The organism is Rhodococcus sp. 077-4 (assembly GCF_047782425.1).
Classification (GTDB): domain Bacteria; phylum Actinomycetota; class Actinomycetes; order Mycobacteriales; family Mycobacteriaceae; genus Rhodococcoides.
In genome coordinates, this window is record NZ_JAJPWC010000001.1 from 1,467,654 (window position 1) to 1,489,194 (window position 21,541).

The window sequence follows — 21,541 nt, forward strand, 5'->3', positions numbered from 1 at the left end:
ACCCGCTTACCGGGGGCCGATTGGACAATCGGCATTCGGATGCTAATTTTGGACTCATGTCCGCCAGTGAGACCACCGCGATGCGGGTCACCTATGTGACTGCATCCCTGGGTTCTCGCTTGCCGCTTCCTCGGGAACTGTGTTGTCTCGGCCAAGGAACCTGTCGCTAGCTCCTGTCTCTTTCGAGCAGCAGACAGTCGTATCGCGTGTCGTGGTCTCTTCCTGACCATCGCGCCCACCCTTGACCTGCATCACTTCGACCTGTCGTCGCTGCCGTTCCGCGACAACGGTCTCTCAACTGCTGAGGACTCACGACGGATGTCTGTTTCAACGCTGCACCACCACACTCGCCCCACCGCCGCGCGCTCGCCCGGCCGGGTCGCCGCGCACACGCAGCCTCGGTCGCGTGTCCAGCTCGTCGCACCCGATCTGCGGATCGCCGACAGTCCCGTCGCCTCGGTGCTGCGGGTTGCCTGCGTCGAGGGCCCGATCTCTCGCGACAGTGCCGCTCGCACAACCGGTTTGAGTATCGCCACGGTGAACCGGCAGGTGTCGGCCCTGCTCGGTGTCGGGCTGCTGCGTGAGCGTGCGGACCTGACCGCGTCCGGGGCCATCGGGCGACCAAGAGTGCCGTTCGAGGTCAATCACGAGCCGTTCTCGACCATCGGCATCCACATCGGAGCGGTCGTCACCGGAATCACCGTCAGCGATCTGCGCGGTCGGATCCTCGGTGCCGTCGAAATCCCCACGCCCGGTGGATCTTCCGATGCAGCGCTGGCCTCTGTCACCCGCAGCGCCGGTGCCTTCGCCGGACGCTGGCATCGCCGTACCCCACTGTGGGTCGGGGTTGCGATCGGCGGACGCGTCGACACCGCGAACGGCACCGTCGATCACCCACGCCTCGGCTGGGAGGGCGGCCGAGTCGCCGGCATCATCGGCGGCGGCCTCGGGCTGCCGATCTCGGTGTCCGGACACGTCGAAGCCATGGCCGCGTCCGAATTGCTGCTCGCACCGCGACTGTCGGACAGTGTTGCGGCGCAGAGCAACAGTGGAACGTCGCTGTACTTCTACGCACGCGAGACCGCAGGCATGGCCCTGACGATCGACGGTCGCGTCCATACCCCGGCGAGCGGTCCTGGCTCCATCGCGCACCTCCCCACCGGATCGTCGGCGCTGTGCGGATGCGGCAATCGGGGATGCCTCGAGGCCTCCGTCGGCGATCGAGCGGTGGTCGCTGCTGCTGTCGACCGCAAAATAGTTGCGCCGCAACCCCGCCCGAACATCGCCGCGGTGTACCAGGCAGCGCAGGGTGGTTCGGAGGCGGCGCGCGAACTGCTCGTCGAGCGCGCCCGGATCCTGGGCCGAACTGTCGCGCTGCTGCGCGATATGTTCAACCCCGACCGCGTTGTGCTCGGAGGGCAGGCTTTCACCGCGTATCCGGCCGGAATTCCGCATGTGGGGGAGGCCTTCGCCGCGAGTTCGACGTTGGCTCGCAGGGACATTCGTGTGACCGGCTTCGGCGACAGGGTGCAGGAATACGCCGCGACGGTGGTCTCGCTCAGCGCCCTGTACTCCGATCCGCTGGCCTCGATGCGCAGAGCAGCCGCGTAGGTTGCCGATATGAGCAGCCTCGACGAGAAGACACCCGCAGCAGGACCAGTACGCCAGGCAACCGGCATCGACGGAGCCAACATCGTCTACCGCGTCAGCGGTGACCCTGCGGCGAGACCACTGATCCTGCTGCACGGGTGGGCGCAGAGTTCGGCGTGCTGGGGCGAGGGACTGCTGACCGACCTGGCGCAGCGGTACCGCGTTCTCGCCGTCGATCTGCGCGGACACGGTTACTCGGACGCCCCGACGGTGGGCTACGACGATCCGAAGATCTGGGCAGGGGACGTGGACGCGGTGCTCGCTGCCGAGGGCATCACCGCCGACGCCGTGCTGTTGGGGTGGTCGTACGGCGGACTGGTGATCTGCGACTATCTGGCCGAGCACGGCTCGGGCGCAGTGGCCGGCATCGTCCTCGTCGGAGCCATCACCAGCATCGGTAGGGGAGAAGCAGGCGGGCGCGTCGGGACGGCCATGCGCGCGGCGATACCCGGCGCGATGGCCGAGGAGCCCCGCGTCGCGATCAAGGCGCTGGGGAGTTTCGGGCACGCACTGACCGGGCCCACCGAAGGTAAGGGCACCGAAGCACAGGCGTTGTTCGGATTGACGTTGGCCACCAGGCCACGGGTTCGTTCTGCCCTGTTCGATCGGGTGGTCGGGCACGACGACCTGCTGCGTAGCCTCGACGTCCCGGCGTTCGTCCTGCACGGAACCGGGGACACCGTCGTCGACGTCTCTGCCGGACGCCACGCAGCGGAGCTGATTCCCACGGCCGTCGCGTCGTTCTGGGAGGGCGTCGACCACGGCCCGTTCGTCGCCGATCCGCAGCGCTTCCTCGCCGAGGTGACCGAGTTCGTGGACGGTCTGGGTGTGTGACGGTAAGCCCAGCCGTGAGGAGGGGTAGTTATCGCGACGTAATGTGGAGGCGTGCACACTGAAGAAGTGACTGGACGCCAGCTGAACAGGGTCGCTGTGTTGTCCTTGCATACCTCCCCGCTGGCGCAGCCCGGAACCGGTGACGCGGGCGGAATGAACGTCTACGTGCTGCAGAGCGCAAAAGAGTTGGCCAAGCGGGGTGTGGAAGTCGAGATCTTCACTCGCGCGACCGCGTCGACCGATGCTCCCGTCGTCGAGGCGGCCCCGGGAGTGCTGGTGCGCAACATCGTTGCGGGGCCGTTCGAGGGCCTGGACAAGCACGACCTGCCCACTCAATTGTGTGCCTTCGCGGCCGGGGTGCTGCGTGAGGAAGCTCGGCACGAGCCCGGCTACTACGACCTGGTGCATTCCCATTACTGGCTGTCGGGGCAGGTCGGTTGGCTCGCGCGCGATCGCTGGGGGGTGCCGCTGGTGCACACCGCGCACACTCTGGCCGCCGTCAAGAACGCGTCCCTGGCCCAAGGCGACTCGCCCGAGCCCGCTGCGCGCCAGATCGGCGAGCAGCAAGTGGTTGCCGAGGCCGACCGGCTGATCGCCAACACCACCGAGGAAGCGAAGTCGCTCGTCGAAATCTACGGGGCTCGCCAGGACTCGATCGACGTCGTTGCGCCAGGAGCCGATCTGGCGCAATACAATCCGGGCGACAAGCTCGCCGCGCGCGCCGAACTGGGATTGAATCCCGACGAGTCGATCGTCGCATTCGTCGGCCGCATCCAACCGCTCAAAGCCCCCGACGTGCTGATTGCTGCAGCTGCCGAAGTGCTGCAACGACATCCGACGATGCCTCTGCGGGTCCTCATCGTCGGTGGCCCGTCCGGCAGCGGTCTCGACCGACCCGACAGCCTCATCGATCTCGCCGACACCCTGGGCATCACCCCACAGGTGACGTTCATCCCGCCGCAGCCGTCGTCACGCCTGGTGCAGGTCTACCGCGCCGCGGACGTCGTCGCCGTGCCGAGCTACAACGAATCGTTCGGACTGGTCGCAATCGAAGCCCAGGCCTGCGGAACTCCGGTTCTGGCCGCCGACGTCGGCGGGCTCGGTGTCGCCGTGAGATCGGGTGAGACGGGACGGCTGGTGCAGGGGCATCGCACCACCGACTGGGCCGACGCGCTCGCGTCCATGCTCTCGGATCGAACTGCGTTGTCGGACATGGCACTTGCTGCGCCCGTACATGCCCGGAATTTCTCGTGGGAGCACACCGCGGACGGACTCATCGAGAGCTACCGGCAGGCCAGATTCCACTTCGACCGAGGCGAGGGACCCAGCGAGTTCTCTCCGCGACGCGTCCGAGGATTGTCGAAACTACGCAGATCAGGAGCTGTGACTGCATGAGCGAGACTGCCGAACTGATCGACCGGGCTCTGAAAGATCGTGAGCTGGAGTACACGCGGCGCGGTGACGTGTTCACCGTCGAACTGCCCGGGGAACGCAAACTCAAGACGACGACGATGCTGACCGTCGGGCATCACGGAGTGCGGATCGAGGCGTTCGTCTGCCGCAAGCCCGACGAGAACTTCGAAGGTGTCTACAAATACCTGCTCCGACGCAACCGCCGCCTCTACGGAGTGCACTACACGATCGACAAGGTCGGCGACATCTACCTCGTCGGCCGAATGTCGTTGCACGCCGTCAACGGTGACGAACTGGACCGCATTCTCGGGCAGACCCTCGAGGCCGCCGACGGCGACTTCAATGTGCTGCTCGAACTGGGTTTCGCGGAGTCCATAAAACGCGAATGGGCATGGCGCGTCTCGCGCGGCGAATCGTTGGCGAACCTGAAGGCATTCGAGCACCTGGTGGACAAGTAGGTCCCACCTAACCGAACAGGAGCCGCATGGACGATCACTTGCTGGCACAGTTGGGTTGGAACGACAGGCAGGTCGCGGTGTACCGCGCTGCCTGCGTGGCGGTGACGATCGTCGTCACGGTCGCGTCCACGGGATTCACGTTGGCCGGAGTCGTTTCGGTGTGGGCAGGTCTGATCGCACCACTGGTGTGCGGCGTGCTGACCTGGGCAGCGTGGCTCGCACCAGACCGTACCGATGTATTTCCCGATCGCCTCGAGACGCGTTGCGGCAGAGGCGGTGTACGGATCATTCCGCGAGAGTCGATCGCGTCCTTTCGAGCGAGGGGTACCGACGACACCCTTCGTGTGGAAGCGGTCGATATCGCAGGCGTGGTACACGAGCTCGGGGGTGCGGGATCCAGCGCGGTGGTCACGGTTGGTCAGTTCAGTCCGAGCAAGGACCGCGTTGCCACTGTGCAGCGGTTCGAGACCTGGCGGCGCTACGGCTACTGGCGGCACGATCCGCGCGGCTAGCCGTAACTCGCTCGAAATGGGTCGGTGTCGCTGCCGGTAACGTCGGGTTCATAGCCTGAGGCAATGACCAGGCCAGAGGACGCCCGCCCGCCGGTGCTGCAGATGTTCGGTTACGGTCTGCAACACATTCTCTCGATGTTCGGCGGCGTCATCGCCGTACCGATCATCGTCGGTGGAGCGGCCGGGCTCTCCGGTGCCGACCAAGCTCTGCTCATTTCGTGTGCGCTGTTCGTCAGTGGCGTGGCAACGGTATTGCAAACCGTCGGCATTCCGTTCTTCGGCTCGCAACTGCCGCTGGTGCAGGGCATTTCGTTCGCGTCTGTCTCGACGGTCCTGACGATCATCGGTAGTGCGGAGGACGGGCGAACCGGACTGCGCACGGTTCTCGGAGCCGTTCTGGTGGCTGCACTGATCGGATTGGCGATCGCCCCGTTCTTCTCCAAGATCGTTCGTTTCTTCCCGCCGCTGGTGACCGGATGCATCATCACCGTCATCGGACTGTCGCTGATGCCGGTGGCAGCCCGCTGGATCACCGGCCAGGAGATGGTGGGTGGTGCGCCGAACCCGAACTACCTGGACCCCGGCAACATCGGGCTGGCGATGTTCACCCTCCTCGCCGTGCTGGTGATGACCAAGATCCCCACGCTGTCGCGTCTGTCGATCCTTCTCGGGCTCGTCGTCGGCACCATCGCGGCACTGATTTTCGGCAAGACCGACTTCGACGGCGTCGCCGACGCCTCCGTGGTGGCCGTCCCGACGCCCTTCGCCTTCGGCTCACCGATATTCGCCGTCGGAGCGATAGTGTCCATGACCATCGTGATCCTGGTGATCATGGTCGAGACCACAGCCGACATACTCGCCGTCGGCGAAGTGGTCGGAACCGACGTCGACTCCAAACGCGTCGGTGACGGACTGCGCGCCGACATGGTCTCCTCGGCCGTGGCCCCGATCTTCAACACCTTCCCGGCCACAGCCTTTGCGCAGAACGTGGGACTGGTGGCGATGACCGGCATCAAGAGCCGCTTCGTCGTCGCGGTGGGCGGCGGCGTGCTTGCGGTGCTCGGCCTGTCGCCGGTTCTCGCGGCCGTCGTCGGCGTCGTCCCGCTGCCGGTCCTGGGCGGTGCCGGAATCGCCCTGTTCGGAACCGTCGCCGCCAGCGGCATCCGCACCCTCGGCAAGGTGGACTACGACAACAACACCAACGTCGTCATCGTGGCGGTGACCTTGGCGTTCGGTCTCATACCCGTTGTCGCGAGCGACTTCTGGGACGAATTCCCGGACTGGTTCGTCACGATCTTCCATTCCGGAATCAGTGCCGCCAGCATCGTCGCGGTGGCGCTCAACGTATTCTTCAACGTATTCAAGCCCGGTACGCCATCGAACCCATCGGTGGTGGCCGCGGGCCCGGCGGTGATGGTGCGTGAGGACGAAGCGAAAGTGCTCGGCGAAGGCGGGAGCTTGCCCGACAAACGCGTAACCGACTGAGCACGCCCGAGCGAAATCCTGCGCGCCCCCGGCCGCACGAGTACCGTCCCGAATCAGACGAAGCACATCTAAATTGGAGGACATCTTGTCATTCGTTACCCGCACGAGTACGCGGAAGGCAGCACTCGGCGGCGTCGCGTCGCTCGGTGCCATCGCCCTGATCGCAGGCTGTGGATCTGCTCCCGAAGACGAAGGATCGGCCGGGGGCGGATCGAGTGACTTTCTGCCCTGCATGGTCTCCGACAGTGGCGGATTCGACGACAAGTCGTTCAACCAGCTCGGATTCGAAGGCCTGACCGAAGCCTCCGAAGAGCTCGGCGTCGAGCCGCGCACCGTCGAATCCGCGTCGCCCACGGACTACGGCCCCAACATCAACAACCTCGTCGATCAGGGCTGCAACCTCATCGTCACCGTCGGATTCGATCTGGCCGACGCCACCAAGGTGGCAGCCGAGGCCAACTCCGACATCGACTTCGCGATCATCGACGATTCCACGATCGATCTGCCGAACGTCAAGCCACTGACCTACGACGCCTCGCAGTCCGCGTTCCTCGCCGGCTATGCAGCCGCGAGCTACAGCAAGACCGGCGTTGTCGGCACGTTCGGCGGATCGCAGCTGCCCACCGTCACCATCTTCATGGACGGTTTCGCCGACGGCGTGAACTACTTCAACGAGCAGAAGGGCAAGGCTGTTCGAGTGATCGGCTGGGACGTGCCCTCTCAGAACGGTTCGTTCACCGGCGGATTCACCGCCAACGAGGTCGCGAAGAACACCGCCCAGGGTCTGATCGATCAGAACGCGGACGTCATCTTCCCCGTCGGCGGACCCATCTATCAGAGTGCGGCACAGGCCATTCGAGACTCCTCACGTCCCGTCGCACTCATCGGTGCCGACGCCGACGTCTTCGAATCCGACCCGTCCGTCGGAGACCTGCTGCTCACCTCGGTGACCAAGGGACTCAAGACCAGCGTCGACGAGGTCGTCGCCAATTCCGGTGCCGACAAGTTCGACAACACCCCGTACGTGGGCACGCTCGAGAACGACGGCGTCGGTATCGCACCGTTCCACGACTTCGAATCGAAGGTCGATCCCGCACTGCAGGGCGAGCTGGACACGATCAAGGCCGGCATCGTCGACGGGTCCATCACCGTCGAGTCGCCGTCTGCACCCAAGTAGTTCATGAAGCTCGAACTTCGCGGAATCACCAAACGATTCGGCTCGTTGATCGCCAACGACCACATCGATCTGAGCGTCGAGTCCGGCGAGATCCACTGCCTCCTCGGCGAGAACGGTGCAGGCAAGTCCACGTTGATGAACGTGCTCAGTGGCCTGTATCGCGCCGAGGAGGGCCAGATTCTGCTCGACGGAGTCGAGCAGAACTTCGCCGGACCGGGCGAGGCCATGGCCGCCGGAATCGGGATGGTGCACCAGCACTTCATGCTGATTCCGGTGTTCACCGTTGCCGAGAACATCGTGCTCGGCAACGAAACCACCTCGCTCGGTGGACGACTCGACCTCGTGGCAGCGCGAAAGCTGGTACGCGAGATCTCCGCGAGGTTCGGCTTCGACCTCGATCCCGATGCTCTCGTCGACGACCTACCCGTCGGCGTGCAGCAGCGGGTCGAGATCGTCAAGGCACTCTCACGTGAGGCGAAGGTGCTCGTGTTCGACGAGCCCACCGCCGTCCTGACGCCGCAGGAAACCGACGATCTGATGCGGATCATGCGGGAACTCGCGGCGTCGGGCACCACGATCGTCTTCATCACCCACAAGCTGCGCGAAGTACGCGAAGTGGCGGACAAGATCACCGTCATCCGGCTCGGCAAGGTCGTCGGCGAAGCGAAGCCGACCGCAGGCAACACCGAGCTCGCCGCGTTGATGGTGGGACGCGATGTGCAGCTGACCGTTTCGAAGGATCCCGCGAAGCCAGGGGATGCCGCACTGGTCATCGAGAATTTGTCGGTGTTCGACGCCCAGGGCAACAAGACCGTCGACGACGTCAGCCTCGAGGTCGCGGCGGGGGAGATCCTCGCCATCGCAGGCGTGCAGGGCAACGGTCAGACCGAATTCGTCGAAGCCCTGCTCGGGTTGCAGGACAACGTATCCGGCACGATCTCCCTCGACGGCAACTCGCTCGTAGGGGCCAGCGTGCAGGACGTGCTCGACGCCGGAGTCGGCTTCGTGCCCGAGGATCGCACGGTCGACGGTTTGGTGGGCGAATTCTCCATCGCCGAGAACCTGATGCTCGATCGCTCCAACAGCATGCCGTTCGTGCGACGCGGAGCCGTGCAGCGCGAGTACCTGGACACGTTCGCATCGGAGAAGCTCAGCGAATTCGATGTGCGCGCACCGGGAATCGGCACCGCTGTGGGACGCCTGTCCGGTGGCAACCAGCAGAAGGTGGTGCTGGCGCGTGAGCTGAGCCGCGATCTGCGACTTTTCGTCGCGGCGCAGCCGACTCGCGGAATCGACGTCGGATCGATCGAATTCGTGCACAAGCGCATCGTCGCCACCCGTGACTCGGGGATCCCGGTCATCGTGGTGTCGAGCGAATTGGATGAGGTCGCCGCACTGGCAGACCGCATCGCCGTCATGTATCGAGGAGCAATCGTGGGAATCGTCCCCGGGGATACGTCCCGCGAAACACTCGGATTGATGATGGGCGGTGAGCGCAGTGAGTGAGGCCGAGCAGCCGTCGAGAACTCATGTCGTGCTGCGGCAGATCTTCACCGGCAGCACCATCATCTCCGTTCTCGCTGTGTTACTTGCACTGATCGTGGGCGCGGTCCTCATTGCCGCCACCAACTCGGGCGTCCAGGAATCGGCCGGGTACTTCTTCTCCCGTCCGGCGGACATGGTGAAGGCCATCTGGGATTCCGTTGCCGGAGCGTACGCGTCTCTGTTCCAGGGCTCGGTGTACAACTTTCGGCGCCCCGGTTTCGAGAACGGCATCAAGCCGCTGACCGAGACGCTGACCTTCGCGACGCCGCTGATCGTCGCGGGACTCGGTGTGGCACTGGCCTTCCGTGTCGGCATGTTCAACATCGGCGGTCGAGGCCAGATGCTCATTGCCTCCGCGTGCGCCGGCTGGGTGGGATTCGGAGTGAACATGCCCGCCGGAATTCACTTGCTGGTGGCCGTCGTCGCCGGTGTTCTCGGTGGCGCAGTGTGGGGCGGCATCGCAGGATTCCTCAAGGCGCGCACCGGCGCTCACGAAGTGATCGTCACCATCATGCTCAACTACGTCGCGTTCTACCTGATCTCGTACCTGCTGCGCACCCCCGGCGCTCTGCAGGCACCGGGGTCGAACAATCCCAAGACCGCCCCCATCGCGTCGACCGCGGTGTTCCCGAAGCTTTTCGGTGACAAGTACAACCTGCATCTCGGATTCGTCTTCGTCATTGCCGTGACCGTCGCCGTGTGGTGGCTGCTCGAACGATCGAGTCTCGGCTTCCGCTTCCGCGCCGTCGGCGAGAACCCGCATGCCTCGCGCGTCGCCGGAATGAACGTCAACCGGATCTACCTCTACGCAATGATTCTGTCGGGCGCTCTCGTCGGCTTGGCCGGAGTGGCACAGGTACTCGGCACCGTCACCACCGGTTTCAGCGCCGACATCGATGCCGGAATCGGATTCGACGCCATCACCGTCGCACTGCTCGGCCGATCGAAACCGTGGGGAGTGTTCTTCGCGGGGATCCTGTTCGGCGCGTTCAAGGCCGGCGGATTCGCCATGCAGGCAGCCGAGGGCGTACCCATCGACATAGTGCTCGTGGTGCAGTCGGTGATCGTGCTGTTCATCGCCGCACCGCCCCTGGTTCGAGCCGTCTTCCGATTGCCCAAACCAGGTGAGGAGAAGCTCGCCAAAGCCGAGACCGCGAAGGTGGGTGCACTGTGACGACCTCCGTCGACACCGATTCCCCCAATGCGGTACTCGGTCGCAGCTGGAAAGTGCCGTCGATCCTCGGCGTCGTGACGCTGCTCGCGCTGCTGTTGTTCGTTGTCAAGAAAGGCTCGGGGACAAGCACATTCGCGTTGGCCTCGGAGAACGATTTCTTCGCGTTGCCTGCCGTGGGTGTGCCGTCGTTCGGCACCGGTCTCGTTGTGGTCGTATTGCTCGCCGTCATCACCGCGTTCGCGTCGCTCCTAGCCACGCGATACCGCTCGACGCCGCTGTGGCTACTCGCAGTGTTCGCCGTGCTGTTCGTGTTCGGATTCCTCGCCTGGGCCGCGGACGGCGAAACCATCCCCGTTCCCGGATTGCTCATCGGCGCAGTCGCTCTTAGTACGCCGTTGATCTTCGGTGCCATGGGCGGAGTGATCTCCGAGCGCGTCGGTGTCATCAACATCGCCATCGAAGGACAGCTGCTCGCAGGAGCTTTCGTCAGTGCCGTCGTCGCATCGATCACCGGATCGACGTACGTGGCGCTGCTCGCTGCACTGGTTGCCGGCGCACTGACCGCGTCACTGCTGGCGGTGTTCTCCATTCGATACTTCGTCAACCAAGTCATCGTCGGCGTGGTTCTCAACGTGTTGGTCGTCGGACTGACGAGCTTCCTGTATTCGGTGGTGCTCACCAAGAACGCCGAGACACTCAACTCGCCACCGCGCTTCGCCCGCATCGACATTCCGGTGCTCTCGCAGATTCCGATCCTCGGCCCGGTGCTGTTTCGGCAGACGCTGATCGTGTACCTGATGTACATCGCCGTGGCCCTCGTCTTCTTCGGCCTGTTCCGCACCAAATGGGGTCTGCGTCTGCGTGCCGTGGGCGAACACCCGCAAGCTGCCGACACCGTCGGAATCAACGTAGCGCGAACGCGATTCTGGAACGTCTGCCTCGCCGGTGCCATCGCCGGGCTAGGCGGTGCGTACTTCACACTCGGATCCGTCGGAGCCTTCGGCAAGGAGATGACGGCCGGTGCCGGCTACATCGCACTGGCCGCAGTGATCTTCGGCCGCTGGGATCCGGTGCGCGCGACGTTGGCCGCTCTGCTGTTCGGATTCGCGTCGAACCTGCAGAACGTACTGGGCATCATCGGCTCGCCCGTACCCAGTGAATTCATGCTGATGTTGCCGTACGTTGTCACCATTTTCGCTGTCGCGGGCCTGGTGGGGCATGTTCGAGGCCCGGCCGCGGCGGGCAAACCGTATGCGTCCCGAAGTTAGCGCCCGCACTACCTGACTCAGCGGTAGGGTCGCTGTCCGTTGTGACCGCTTTCACTGTATGGTTCGGTCATTGTTGCCGCAGTTTTTCGAAGGAGAGCCATGAGCTTCCGCAGTCCCTTTCCCGACGTCGAGATTCCAGAACTCAGCGTCTACGACTTCCTGTTCGGATCGATCGCCGAATCCGATCTCGACAAGCCGGCACTGATCGACGGCACCTCGGGTGCCGTCACCACCTACAAGTCGTTGATCGGCCAGATCGACGCCATCGCAGGCGCTCTGGCCGCACGTGGACTCGAGGTCGGCGACGTCGTCGGACTGCACTCGCCGAACGTGCCCGCGTTCGCGTCGGTACTGCACGGCATCCTGCGCGCAGGCGGAACCGCGACGACGATCAACGCGCTGTACACCGCCGAGGACATCGCCAAGCAGCTCACCGGCTCCGGTGCAAAGTTCCTCTTCACCGTCTCGCCGCTGTACCCGCAGGCGAAGGCCGCAGCCGAGAAAGTCGGCCTCGATGCCGATCACGTGATCGTGCTCGACGGCGCAGAGGGCCACCCGAACCTGCGTGACCTGCTCACCCAGGGCGCACCGGCTCCCGAGGTGTCGTTCGATCCGGCCACGCACGTCGCTGTACTGCCGTACTCCTCCGGTACGACGGGTGTGCCGAAGGGCGTCATCCTCACCCACCGCAACCTCGTCGCGAACGTCGCACAGATGGAACCGCGCGTGGGCATCGACAGCAACGACGCGATCCTGGCGCTGCTGCCGTTCTTCCACATCTACGGTCTGACGGTGTTGCTCAACATCGCCCTCAAACTGCGTGCACACCTGGTGACGATGCCGAAGTTCGATCTCGTCGAATTCCTGCGCATCATTCAGGACCAGAAGTTGACCTACCTGTTCATCGCACCGCCGGTTGCCGTGGCGCTCGCCAAGCACCCGATGATCGATCAGTACGACCTCTCCAGCGTGCACACAATCTTCTCGGGCGCGGCACCGCTGGACGAGGAGCTCGGCAAGGCCGTCGCGAAGCGTCTGAACACGCGGGTGCGTCAGGGCTACGGCATGAGTGAGCTCAGCCCCGTCAGCCACGCCATCCCGTTCGATCGCGACGACATGCCGCTCAGCTCCGTGGGTCAGCCGCTCGCGAACACCGAGAACAAGCTCGTCGACCCGGGCACCGGCAACGAAATCGAGCTTCCCGCAGAGGGATTGAGCGAGCCCGGCGAACTGTGGGTCAAGGGACCGAACGTGATGGTCGGGTACCTCAACAACCCCACCGCCACCGCCGAAACCCTCGACTCCGACGGTTACCTGCACACCGGTGACATCGCCGTCGCCGATCACGAGGGTGTCGTCTACATCGTCGACCGCCTCAAGGAACTCATCAAGTACAAGGGCTACCAGGTGCCCCCGGCCGAGCTCGAAGCTCTGCTGCTGACACACGAAGAAATCGCCGACGCCGCCGTCATCGGCGTGCTCGACGACGAGGGCGAGGAAATCCCCAAGGCATTCGTCGTTCGCCAGCCGAATGCCACCATCGACGAAGAGGGCGTCATCGCCTTCGTCGCCGAGCGCGTGTCGCCGCACAAGAAGGTCCGACGCGTCGAATTCATCGACATCGTGCCGAAATCTGCAGCGGGCAAAATCCTTCGTAAGGACCTGCGCGCCGCGGAGGCAGCCGGAAAGTAAGACTTTCGTTGCACGATGCACCCCGTCCCACACTCAGTGGGGCGGGGTGTTGTTCGTTTGCGGGCCAACGTTTTTCTTGAACCTCACACCCTTTTTCCTGACCGCGCGGCCCTCATCCGAGGTGAATGCGGGCGCGCAGTCGGTAGTAGGGGTGTGAGGTCAGTGGAACCGGGGCTGCGTTCGCCGCGTCCAAGGTGTGGGTGGGCTCGACGAAGGGGAGTGGTGTGAGCGTGACGCGATGGTGGGCGGCAGGTCTGGTCGCCGCGATGGCATTGGTCGCCGGATGTGGCGGGGCGTCGGAGGACGCGCCCGTCGCCGAGTCGTCGACGTCAGCGGTGGAGGCGACGCCGGTTGCAGCCAAGCCATGGGATCCGTGCACCATTCCGGATGCCGCTGTCGAAGCGGCCGGACTCGATGTGGAAAGCAAGACAACGAACCTGTTCGGGGATGCGCCGCTGTCCAACGACTGGATGACGTGCATTTGGACCGATCCTGATCCAGGGTCGTGGTACTTCCTGGGAATGTTCTCCGGGTTCCACTCCCTCGATGATCTGCAGCTGAATAGCCGCTTCGGCCAGTTCTCGAAGATCGACGACTTGGGTGGCTACGAGTTTCTGCGCGCGGACCGTCCGGCCGGACGAAGTTGCGGCTTTGCGCTCGAAGTCGAGCAGGGTCTGGTGTATTTCGTTCTCGACACACGGGCCGCTAGCGAACCGGCTGGTGACCCGTGTGCGGAGGTCAACCATATAGCGCGCGCGATGCTGTCGTCGTTGCCGCCTAGGAAAACTGAATGAGAGCAGAGGGCAATGGGATCAGACTCAGGTCAGCTCTACGAGTCGATGCAGTATTGGCGTGAGATGTCCGCCCAGGCGGAAGCGGGATTGCTTGAAATTCCCGAAAGTGTTGCTGCACAATGCGATGCGGCCTGCGCAGACTATATAGCGCACCTCGAGGGCATGGTGCAGAAGACCGAGTTTCTCGTCGATCTCGACGCATTCGGCACTCTTCCGTCAGCCCAACAGCTGGGACGAAAGTTCAAGCGATTGGCCGATGGCGAGGAACGGTCAGCGGCCGTCGTGATCAGGCAGCACATCGAAGTCATCGAGTTGATGAGGTCTGTCTTCCGGCGCTATTTCGTCGAGACCGAGGCGGTCGATCGAAGCGTGGGAGCTCGGATCGGCGATATCGGTGCGGGTGTGGGGGAGTAGGCCGGTAACCTCACACCCTTTCTGTGAGCCTCACACCCCTGATCCGACGTGAATCCAGGCGCGCGCTCGACAAAAGGGGTGTGAGGTCCCATGTCGCTCAAACCCGCTGCTTCGCAAGAATGCGTCGAACACAACACCGGCGAATCGGATGACTTAGTCTGCGTCTCGTGAATCTCTCCGCTGCTCGACTCGCGCCGATGCGCCCGCGTGATCCCAACGAACCGCATCGCGCGGCGAGTCCACTCGAGTTGTTCTTCGACCTGGTGTTCGTCGTTGCCGTCAGCATCGCGGCGGTACAGCTTCATCACGCGCTGACCGAAAATCACGTCACAGATGGCATCGTCAGCTTCCTGCTGGTGTTCTTCGCGATCTGGTGGGCGTGGATGAACTTCACCTGGTTCGCCACCTCCTTCGATACGGACGACTGGCTCTATCGCATGCTGACCGTCGTGCAGATGGCCGGAGTTCTGGTGCTTGCTGCAGGAGTCGAATCAGCATTCAACGATCAGAACTTCACGATCACGGTGATCGGCTACGTCGTCATGCGCATCGCGATGGTGACTCAGTGGCTTCGGGCATCGAGAAACTCCGAACTGCGCACGACTGCGCTGACGTACGCGGCGGGCATCGCGGGCGTGCAGGTCCTGTGGATTCTGTGGGTGCTGCTGTTCGACGGCACTGCCGCGATCATCGCGTTCGTCGTTCTCGCCGGCGTCGAGATCTCGGTCCCCCTGATCGCCGAGCGCAGAGGGACCACGCCCTGGCATCCACACCACATCACCGAGCGCTACGGACTGTTCACACTGATCCTGCTCGGCGAATCGCTGCTCGCGTCGGCCAATGCCATCATCGAAGCACTTCACGAGAAGACCGCTCTGGCACCGCTCATCTCGATCTCGGTCCTCACCGTGGTCGTCACCGCAAGCCTGTGGTGGATCTACTTCTGGCCCCCGCATCACCGCGCGATCGGCAAGTTCGGCAACTCGCTGGTGTACGGCTACGCGCACTACTTCATCTTCGCGGCCGCAGGCGCGTTCTCGGCGGGCATCGAGGTCGAGATCGATGTGCTGACCGAACACAGCAAGCTCGGCGACATCGCCGCGTCGTTCACCGTGACCATCCCGATCGCGGTGTTCGTTCTCGGTGTCTGGCTGATCGCCATTCGCGCCAACGCCGATCGACTGGTCAATGTCGTGGTGCCGGTGGGAGCGGTGCTCGTGCTGTTCGACCCCGTCATCCCCATCCCGATCACCCTCACCGCCGTCGTCATGATCGTCGTCGTCGCCGTACTCGTCGCACGCGGGCCAACCAGCGACGAGCATGAGAAACTGACCACATGAGTATCGGAACACTGATTCTGCTTCGCCACGGCGAGAGCGAATGGAATGCGTCCAACCAGTTCACCGGTTGGGTGGACGTGCGACTGACCGAGAAGGGTGAAGCCGAGGGCAAGCGCGCCGGCCAGCTCCTCGCCGAGGCCGGCATCCTGCCCGACCTGCTGTACACCTCGCTACTGCGTCGCGCGATCAGCACCGCCAACCTCGCACTCGACGCCGCCGATCGGCACTGGATTCCGGTCGTTCGCGACTGGCGGCTCAACGAGCGGCACTACGGCGCACTGCAGGGCTTGAACAAGGCCGAGACCAAGGACAAGTACGGCAACGAGCAGTTCATGCTGTGGCGTCGGAGCTACGACACCCCGCCGCCGCCCATCGAGGTCGGTAGCGAGCACAGCCAGGACGCCGATCCGCGGTACGCAGACCTGGACAGCGTTCCGCTGACCGAATGCCTCGCCGACGTCGTCGAGCGGCTCATCCCGTACTTCGAGGAGACGATCGTCGCGGATCTGAAGGCAGGCAAGACCGTCCTCGTCGCCGCGCACGGCAACTCGCTGCGGGCGCTGGTGAAGTACCTCGACGAGATCTCCGACGCCGACATCGCCGAACTGAACATCCCCACCGGCATTCCGCTGCAGTACAACCTCGAAGAGGTCGACGGAAAGCTGAAGCCCACCAACCCGGGCGGGACGTATCTCGACCCCGAAGCAGCGGCCGCAGGTGCAGCTGCCGTGGCAAACCAGGGCGGCAAGTAGCCCCACCTCGCTCCAACCGACGTTTTGTCGTAACTGCAGGTGAACGATCGAAGAACACTGCCGACGGGGACTATGACGACCAGGGAAATGCCTGCACCCTGCGTATGTGAGCTGTCCATCGAACGTACGATTCCGGTGTGAGTGTTGCATCGGCCGTACTACTGGCAATCGCCGCGGCCTTCGTGGGATACCTCGTCGGCGGTGTTCTCATCCCTTACCTCAACACTCGACACTCGGAGCGGCGCCGCGCCACCTCCGGGCTGACGATGTCGCAGGTACTGGACCTGATCGTCCTGGCATCGGAGAGCGGCATCGCCGTCGTCGATCAATTTCACGACGTCGTGCTGTCGAATCCGCGAGCCGAGGAGCTCGGTCTGGTGCGTAACCGTCTGATCGACGACCGGGCCTGGGATGCCGCGCTCAAGGTCCTCGCCGGCGGCAACCCCGTCGAAGTCGACCTCAGCTCGAAGAACCCGAGAACCGGCCGCGACAAGATCGCCGTCCGCTGCGTCGCGCGCCTGTTGAGCAAGGAAGACAAGCGCTTCGTGGTGCTGTTCGCCGACGACGATTCCGAGCAGGTCCGGATGGAGGCGACGCGTCGGGACTTCGTCGCCAACGTCAGCCACGAACTCAAGACACCCGTCGGCGCAATGAGCCTGCTGGCCGAGGCCTTGCTCGAATCGGCCGACGACCCGGATTCCGTCCGGCACTTCGGCGGCAAGGTCGTCGCCGAGTCGAAGCGGTTGGGCAACATGGTGACCGAGCTCATCGCACTCTCCCGCCTGCAAGGGGCCGAGAAGTTGCCCGACCTCGACGTCGTCGACGTCGACACCGTCGTCAACGAAGCGATGGACCGATCCAAGCTCGCCGCCGAGAACGCAGGCATCTCCGTCACCACCGACCACCCGAGCGGCCTCGAAGTTCTCGGCGACCAAGCGCTGCTGGTGACGGCCCTGGCCAACCTCATCCAGAACGCCATCGCCTACTCCTCCGACGGTGCGCCGGTATCGGTGAGTCGAGCCCTACGCGGAAACAACGTGGCGTTCGCCGTCACCGACCGCGGCATCGGCATCGCCAAGGGAGACCAGGAACGCGTCTTCGAGAGATTCTTCCGCGTCGACAAAGCTCGGTCGCGGGCCACCGGCGGCACAGGCCTCGGCCTGGCCATCGCCAAACACGTCGCAGCCAACCACAACGGCAGCATTTCGCTGTGGAGCAAGCTGGGCACCGGATCCACCTTCACCCTCCAGATCCCTGCGTACTTCGAAGAAGAAGACGACGCTTCGGTTACAGAAAGAGAGAATCAGTGACCAACGTTCTGATCGTGGAAGACGAAGAGTCGTTGGCCGATCCACTGGCCTTCCTGCTTCGCAAGGAAGGTTTCGAGGCCACCGTCGTCGGAGACGGACCGTCGGCGCTCGCGGAATTCGATCGCGCAGGTGCGGACATCGTATTGCTCGACCTCATGCTCCCCGGCATGAGCGGAACCGACGTGTGCAAGCAATTGCGTTCGCGCTCAGGCGTTCCCGTCATCATGGTGACCGCACGCGACAGCGAGATCGACAAGGTCGTCGGACTCGAACTCGGTGCCGACGACTACGTCACCAAGCCGTACTCGGCACGCGAACTCATCGCCCGCATCCGCGCAGTACTGCGCCGCGGCTCCGACGCCGAGGTAGACGGCGGAGTGGACACCGGAGTACTCGAAGCCGGACCGGTGCGCATGGACGTCGAACGCCACGTGGTGATGGTCGGATCCGAGCAGATCACGTTGCCGCTCAAGGAATTCGATCTGCTCGAATACCTGCTGCGCAACTCCGGCCGAGTGCTCACACGCGGACAGTTGATCGACCGCGTGTGGGGAGCCGACTACGTGGGCGACACCAAAACCCTCGACGTGCACGTCAAGCGACTGCGCTCGAAAATCGAGGCCGACCCGGCCAAGCCGGAACACCTGGTGACAGTGCGCGGATTGGGCTACAAGCTCGAGGGGTAGAGCCTGCGGCAGGTGAGCGAAACTTCGTAGTGGGCTACGAAGTTTCGTTCACGTGCGGCGCAGCCGCTCCGCCTCACGAGTCGCCGGATGCACTGCGATCAAACCCAATCCGCGGCGACGTTTGCACAGCGACGCCAGCTCCTCGTACGCAGCTTTGCCGAGCAGCTCGGTCAACTCGGGCTTGTAGGACTCGAACACCTGCTTCGCGCCGACGTGAGCGTCGGGTGAGCCCGAGCAGTACCAGTGCAGATCGAGTCCGCCTTCGCCCCAGCCGCGTCGGTCGTACTCGCCGATCGTGGTCTTGAGTATCTCGGAGCCGTCCGGCCGTGTCACCCAGTCCTGGGTGCGTCGGATCGGCAGTTGCCAGCACACGTCGGGCTTGACCTCGAGTGGTTCGATGCCCTTGCGCAGCGCCATCGAATGAAGGGCGCACCCGATGCCGCCTGCGAACCCGGGACGATTCTGGAAGATGCAGGCACCCTTGTAGCGCCGGGTGCGCAGTGACTGCTCGTCGTCGAGATCGTCGTATTCGACGTATCCCTTCTTGCCCAGACCCTTGTCCATCAGCTGCCAGTCCTGTGGCGTGAGCAACTTCACCGACTCGTCGAGCTTGCGTTTGTCGTCCTCGTCGGAGAGGAAGGCGCCGTGGGAGCAGCAACCGTCGTCGGGGCGGCCCTCGACGGTTCCCTGGCACGCGGGAGTCCCGAACACGCAGGTCCAGTTGGACAACAGCCATGTCAGATCTGCGGCGATCAGGTGCTCGGAATTGTCGGGGTCGGGGAATTCGACCCATTCCCGGGGGAAATCCATCTCGACCTCTGCAGCGAACGACTGCTGCTCACGACCTGCTGTCACAAACGACGACGGTAGACCCAGTACCGTGGGCATGTGCGATTAGGGGTGCTCGACGTCGGTAGCAACACGGTGCATCTGCTCGTAGTGGATGCCCACCGTGGTGCACACCCCACCCCGATGAGCTCGAGCAAGGCCACGTTGCGCCTCTCCGAGAACACCGATGCGTACGGAAACATCACCGGCGAGGGCGCGGATCGCCTCGTCAACGAGGTCCGTGAGTTCGCGGCCATCGCGCAACGATCCGGCTGCAGTGAGCTGATGGCCTTCGCGACCTCGGCCGTGCGCGACGCCTACAACTCCGACGACGTGCTCGCCCGCGTCCAGAGCGAAACCGGAGTTTCCCTGCAGACCCTGTCCGGTGTCGACGAAGCGCGGTTGACGTTTCTCGCGGTACGCCGTTGGTACGGCTGGAGCGCCGGCCGCATCCTCGGTCTCGACATCGGCGGCGGATCGCTCGAACTGACGAGCGGCAGTGACGAGAACCCGGACGTGGCCTTCTCGCTGCAGCTCGGTGCGGGCCGCCTCACCCGGGACTGGCTCGACGAGGACCCGCCCGGTAAGCGTCGCATCGCCGTCCTTCGGGACTGGCTCGATGCCGAGCTGGCGACCCCGGCCAAAGAGCTGCTGGCCGCTGGAGATGCCGACCGCGCCGTGGGAACGTCGAAGACATTCCGTTCGTTGGCTCGCTTGACCGGTGCAGCACCCTCCGCCGCCGGTCCCAGAGTCACGCGGACGCTCACCGCGAGCGGCTTGAGGCAACTCATAGCCTTCATATCGCGGATGACGGCCGCCGACCGTGCAGAATTGGAAGGCGTCAGCGCCGACAGGTCACCACAACTGGTGGCCGGGGCTCTGGTAGCGGAGGCGAGCATGCGGGCATTGTCGGTGGAATCACTCGAGATCTGCCCGTGGGCGCTGAGGGAAGGTTTGATTTTGAGGAAGCTGGACACCGAAACCGACGGCGATCTGGTGGGGAGTTCGAAATGAACGACGCCAACCCGGAGGACACCGGACAGATCTCGGTAGCCGAGCTTTTGGCCCGAAACGGCCAGAAGACGAATCTGAGCGCAGGCGGGCGACGACGCCGCGGCGTCAAGGGCGGCATCTCCGTCGCCGAGCTGACCGGGGAGATTCCGGTTGTCCGGGACGAGCCGGGCAATCGCAGCGCGCTGGTGGTCGAGACCCCGAGCTCGGATACGTCCCAGGACGAGACTCCCGACACGACGCCGGCAGAGCCCCATGAAAACGACGCCGCAGTAGAGGACAACGCGGCAGAGGACAACGCGGCAGAGGACAACGCGCCGAAGGCCGCCGCGGTCTCCTCCCGTCCGCAACCTGCTCGGCCGCACAGTGTTCGCCCGACCCCGTTTCAACCCGCGGGTCGGCGCGAGAAGCAGCAGCCCGAGCCGGAATTGCTGTCCGGCTCCACCACGGTGGCCGGTGACTTGCTCAATCGGTCGCACGACGACACCGAACGCGGACAGCGTTCGGCTGCGACGCCAACGCCGGAGCGATTGCCGTACGGCTCGAACCCGGCCGAGAAGGGTCGGGCCCGCACGCCCGCAGGTTTTCAGGCACCACGTCAGGTCGAGGTGGCCGAGCCGAACACCGATGTCGCCCCGCGAGCAGCGCTGATCGATGTCGACGATCTGGCCAAGACGGCGGTATCTCCGCGTATTCAGCGCGACGACGAGGACACGACGATCGTCCCGGCGGACAAGGGCGGCTCGACCGACGAACAGGCGACGGACGGTACTCCCGCCACCACCGAGGCCGTCGACCTCGTGAAGCCTCGGCCCGCGGACGAGGCCGATACGGAATCGGCACTCGGTAGTGCCCAGGATGCCGAAACGGGCGGCACGAATGCAGCCTCGCGCACCGATCGTCGCTCAGCAACAGTCAAGAGCAAGGGCGGTGCCGTCCGGCAGTGGCTGGTGCTCATCGGCCAGGCCGTGGTGTCGATCGTGGTCGGCGCATTGCTGTTCAAGGGCTTCGAGCAGCTGTGGGACGTGTTGCCGTGGGTTGCGCTGGTGCTGTCGGTGCTCGTCATCGTCGGACTCGTCGCGGTGGTGAGAATCCTTCGGCGCACCGATGACCTGATATCCATCGTCATCGCCATTGCCGTCGGTGTGTTCGTCACGCTCGGTCCGCTCGCCTTCCAGCTCAGTACCAACTGAGCGCC

General features: G+C 64.3%; 20 protein-coding genes. 19 read left to right on the plus strand and 1 reads right to left on the minus strand.

Features of this window, described 5'->3' with window-relative positions:
• The first annotated feature begins 318 nt into the window (after positions 1 to 318).
• From ACNEOT_RS07230 to ACNEOT_RS07310, 17 genes are all read left to right on the plus strand, one after another.
• The gene (locus tag ACNEOT_RS07230) at positions 319 to 1,611 is read left to right on the plus strand and encodes an ROK family protein (RefSeq protein ID WP_415973219.1); all 1,293 of its coding nucleotides are present in this window, start codon (positions 319 to 321) and stop codon (positions 1,609 to 1,611) included.
• A gap of 9 nt (positions 1,612 to 1,620) precedes the next feature.
• The gene (locus ACNEOT_RS07235; RefSeq protein WP_415973220.1) at positions 1,621 to 2,484 is read left to right on the plus strand and encodes an alpha/beta fold hydrolase; all 864 of its coding nucleotides are present in this window, start codon (positions 1,621 to 1,623) and stop codon (positions 2,482 to 2,484) included.
• A 66-nt stretch (positions 2,485 to 2,550) separates the two neighbouring features.
• Entirely contained in the window at positions 2,551 to 3,879 is a 1,329-nt protein-coding gene (gene mshA / locus ACNEOT_RS07240) for a D-inositol-3-phosphate glycosyltransferase (protein ID WP_415973221.1), read from the plus strand.
• A complete protein-coding gene (locus tag ACNEOT_RS07245; protein ID WP_415973222.1) occupies positions 3,876 to 4,355 on the plus strand; it encodes a YbjN domain-containing protein in 480 nt (159 codons plus the stop codon). Before mshA ends, ACNEOT_RS07245 begins: the two co-directional genes overlap by 4 nt.
• Positions 4,356 to 4,381: 26 nt before the next feature.
• A complete protein-coding gene (locus ACNEOT_RS07250) occupies positions 4,382 to 4,867 on the plus strand; it encodes a hypothetical protein (protein WP_415973223.1) in 486 nt (161 codons plus the stop codon).
• A gap of 63 nt (positions 4,868 to 4,930) precedes the next feature.
• Positions 4,931 to 6,352 carry a nucleobase:cation symporter-2 family protein gene (locus ACNEOT_RS07255; RefSeq protein WP_415973224.1) on the plus strand — a complete coding sequence of 474 codons (1,422 nt, stop codon included), beginning with the start codon at positions 4,931 to 4,933 and terminating at the stop codon, positions 6,350 to 6,352.
• Positions 6,353 to 6,437: 85 nt separating this feature from the next.
• Complete coding sequence (locus ACNEOT_RS07260; protein WP_415973225.1) at positions 6,438 to 7,529, plus strand: BMP family lipoprotein; 1,092 nt, start codon at positions 6,438 to 6,440, stop codon at positions 7,527 to 7,529.
• A gap of 3 nt (positions 7,530 to 7,532) precedes the next feature.
• Positions 7,533 to 9,035: an ABC transporter ATP-binding protein gene (locus ACNEOT_RS07265; protein WP_415973226.1), complete on the plus strand. Its 1,503-nt coding sequence runs from the start codon at positions 7,533 to 7,535 to the stop codon at positions 9,033 to 9,035.
• Positions 9,019 to 10,248, plus strand: coding sequence for an ABC transporter permease (locus ACNEOT_RS07270; protein ID WP_415973227.1), 1,230 nt, complete (start codon positions 9,019 to 9,021; stop codon positions 10,246 to 10,248). Before ACNEOT_RS07265 ends, ACNEOT_RS07270 begins: the two co-directional genes overlap by 17 nt.
• Positions 10,245 to 11,516 (plus strand): ABC transporter permease, encoded by a 1,272-nt coding sequence (locus tag ACNEOT_RS07275; protein ID WP_415973228.1) that lies wholly within the window; start codon positions 10,245 to 10,247, stop codon positions 11,514 to 11,516. Before ACNEOT_RS07270 ends, ACNEOT_RS07275 begins: the two co-directional genes overlap by 4 nt.
• Positions 11,517 to 11,615: 99 nt before the next feature.
• Positions 11,616 to 13,208: an AMP-binding protein gene (locus ACNEOT_RS07280; RefSeq protein ID WP_415973229.1), complete on the plus strand. Its 1,593-nt coding sequence runs from the start codon at positions 11,616 to 11,618 to the stop codon at positions 13,206 to 13,208.
• Between the two features lie 224 nt (positions 13,209 to 13,432).
• Complete coding sequence (locus ACNEOT_RS07285; RefSeq protein ID WP_415973230.1) at positions 13,433 to 14,002, plus strand: DUF3558 domain-containing protein; 570 nt, start codon at positions 13,433 to 13,435, stop codon at positions 14,000 to 14,002.
• Positions 14,003 to 14,014: 12 nt separating this feature from the next.
• Positions 14,015 to 14,416: a hypothetical protein gene (locus ACNEOT_RS07290; protein WP_415973231.1), complete on the plus strand. Its 402-nt coding sequence runs from the start codon at positions 14,015 to 14,017 to the stop codon at positions 14,414 to 14,416.
• A gap of 197 nt (positions 14,417 to 14,613) precedes the next feature.
• Complete coding sequence (locus tag ACNEOT_RS07295) at positions 14,614 to 15,756, plus strand: low temperature requirement protein A (protein WP_415973690.1); 1,143 nt, start codon at positions 14,614 to 14,616, stop codon at positions 15,754 to 15,756.
• Positions 15,753 to 16,508: a phosphoglyceromutase gene (locus tag ACNEOT_RS07300; protein WP_415973232.1), complete on the plus strand. Its 756-nt coding sequence runs from the start codon at positions 15,753 to 15,755 to the stop codon at positions 16,506 to 16,508. Before ACNEOT_RS07295 ends, ACNEOT_RS07300 begins: the two co-directional genes overlap by 4 nt.
• Positions 16,509 to 16,645: 137 nt before the next feature.
• Positions 16,646 to 17,818, plus strand: coding sequence for a sensor histidine kinase (locus ACNEOT_RS07305; protein WP_415973233.1), 1,173 nt, complete (start codon positions 16,646 to 16,648; stop codon positions 17,816 to 17,818).
• Positions 17,815 to 18,504 (plus strand): response regulator transcription factor, encoded by a 690-nt coding sequence (locus ACNEOT_RS07310; protein WP_032380369.1) that lies wholly within the window; start codon positions 17,815 to 17,817, stop codon positions 18,502 to 18,504. The genes ACNEOT_RS07305 and ACNEOT_RS07310 overlap by 4 nt, the downstream gene beginning before the upstream one ends.
• Before the next feature lie 48 nt (positions 18,505 to 18,552).
• Here ACNEOT_RS07310 and ACNEOT_RS07315 read toward each other — a convergent pair whose 3' ends face one another.
• The gene (locus ACNEOT_RS07315; protein WP_415973691.1) at positions 18,553 to 19,314 is read right to left on the minus strand and encodes a hypothetical protein; all 762 of its coding nucleotides are present in this window, start codon (positions 19,312 to 19,314) and stop codon (positions 18,553 to 18,555) included.
• A gap of 78 nt (positions 19,315 to 19,392) precedes the next feature.
• On the opposite strand from ACNEOT_RS07315, the gene ACNEOT_RS07320 reads away from it, so the two are divergent.
• Together ACNEOT_RS07320 and ACNEOT_RS07325 are read left to right on the plus strand one after the other, a co-directional pair.
• Positions 19,393 to 20,346 (plus strand): hypothetical protein, encoded by a 954-nt coding sequence (locus ACNEOT_RS07320; RefSeq protein ID WP_415973234.1) that lies wholly within the window; start codon positions 19,393 to 19,395, stop codon positions 20,344 to 20,346.
• The gene (locus ACNEOT_RS07325; RefSeq protein ID WP_415973235.1) at positions 20,343 to 21,536 is read left to right on the plus strand and encodes a hypothetical protein; all 1,194 of its coding nucleotides are present in this window, start codon (positions 20,343 to 20,345) and stop codon (positions 21,534 to 21,536) included. The genes ACNEOT_RS07320 and ACNEOT_RS07325 overlap by 4 nt, the downstream gene beginning before the upstream one ends.
• The last annotated feature ends 5 nt before the right edge of the window (positions 21,537 to 21,541 follow it).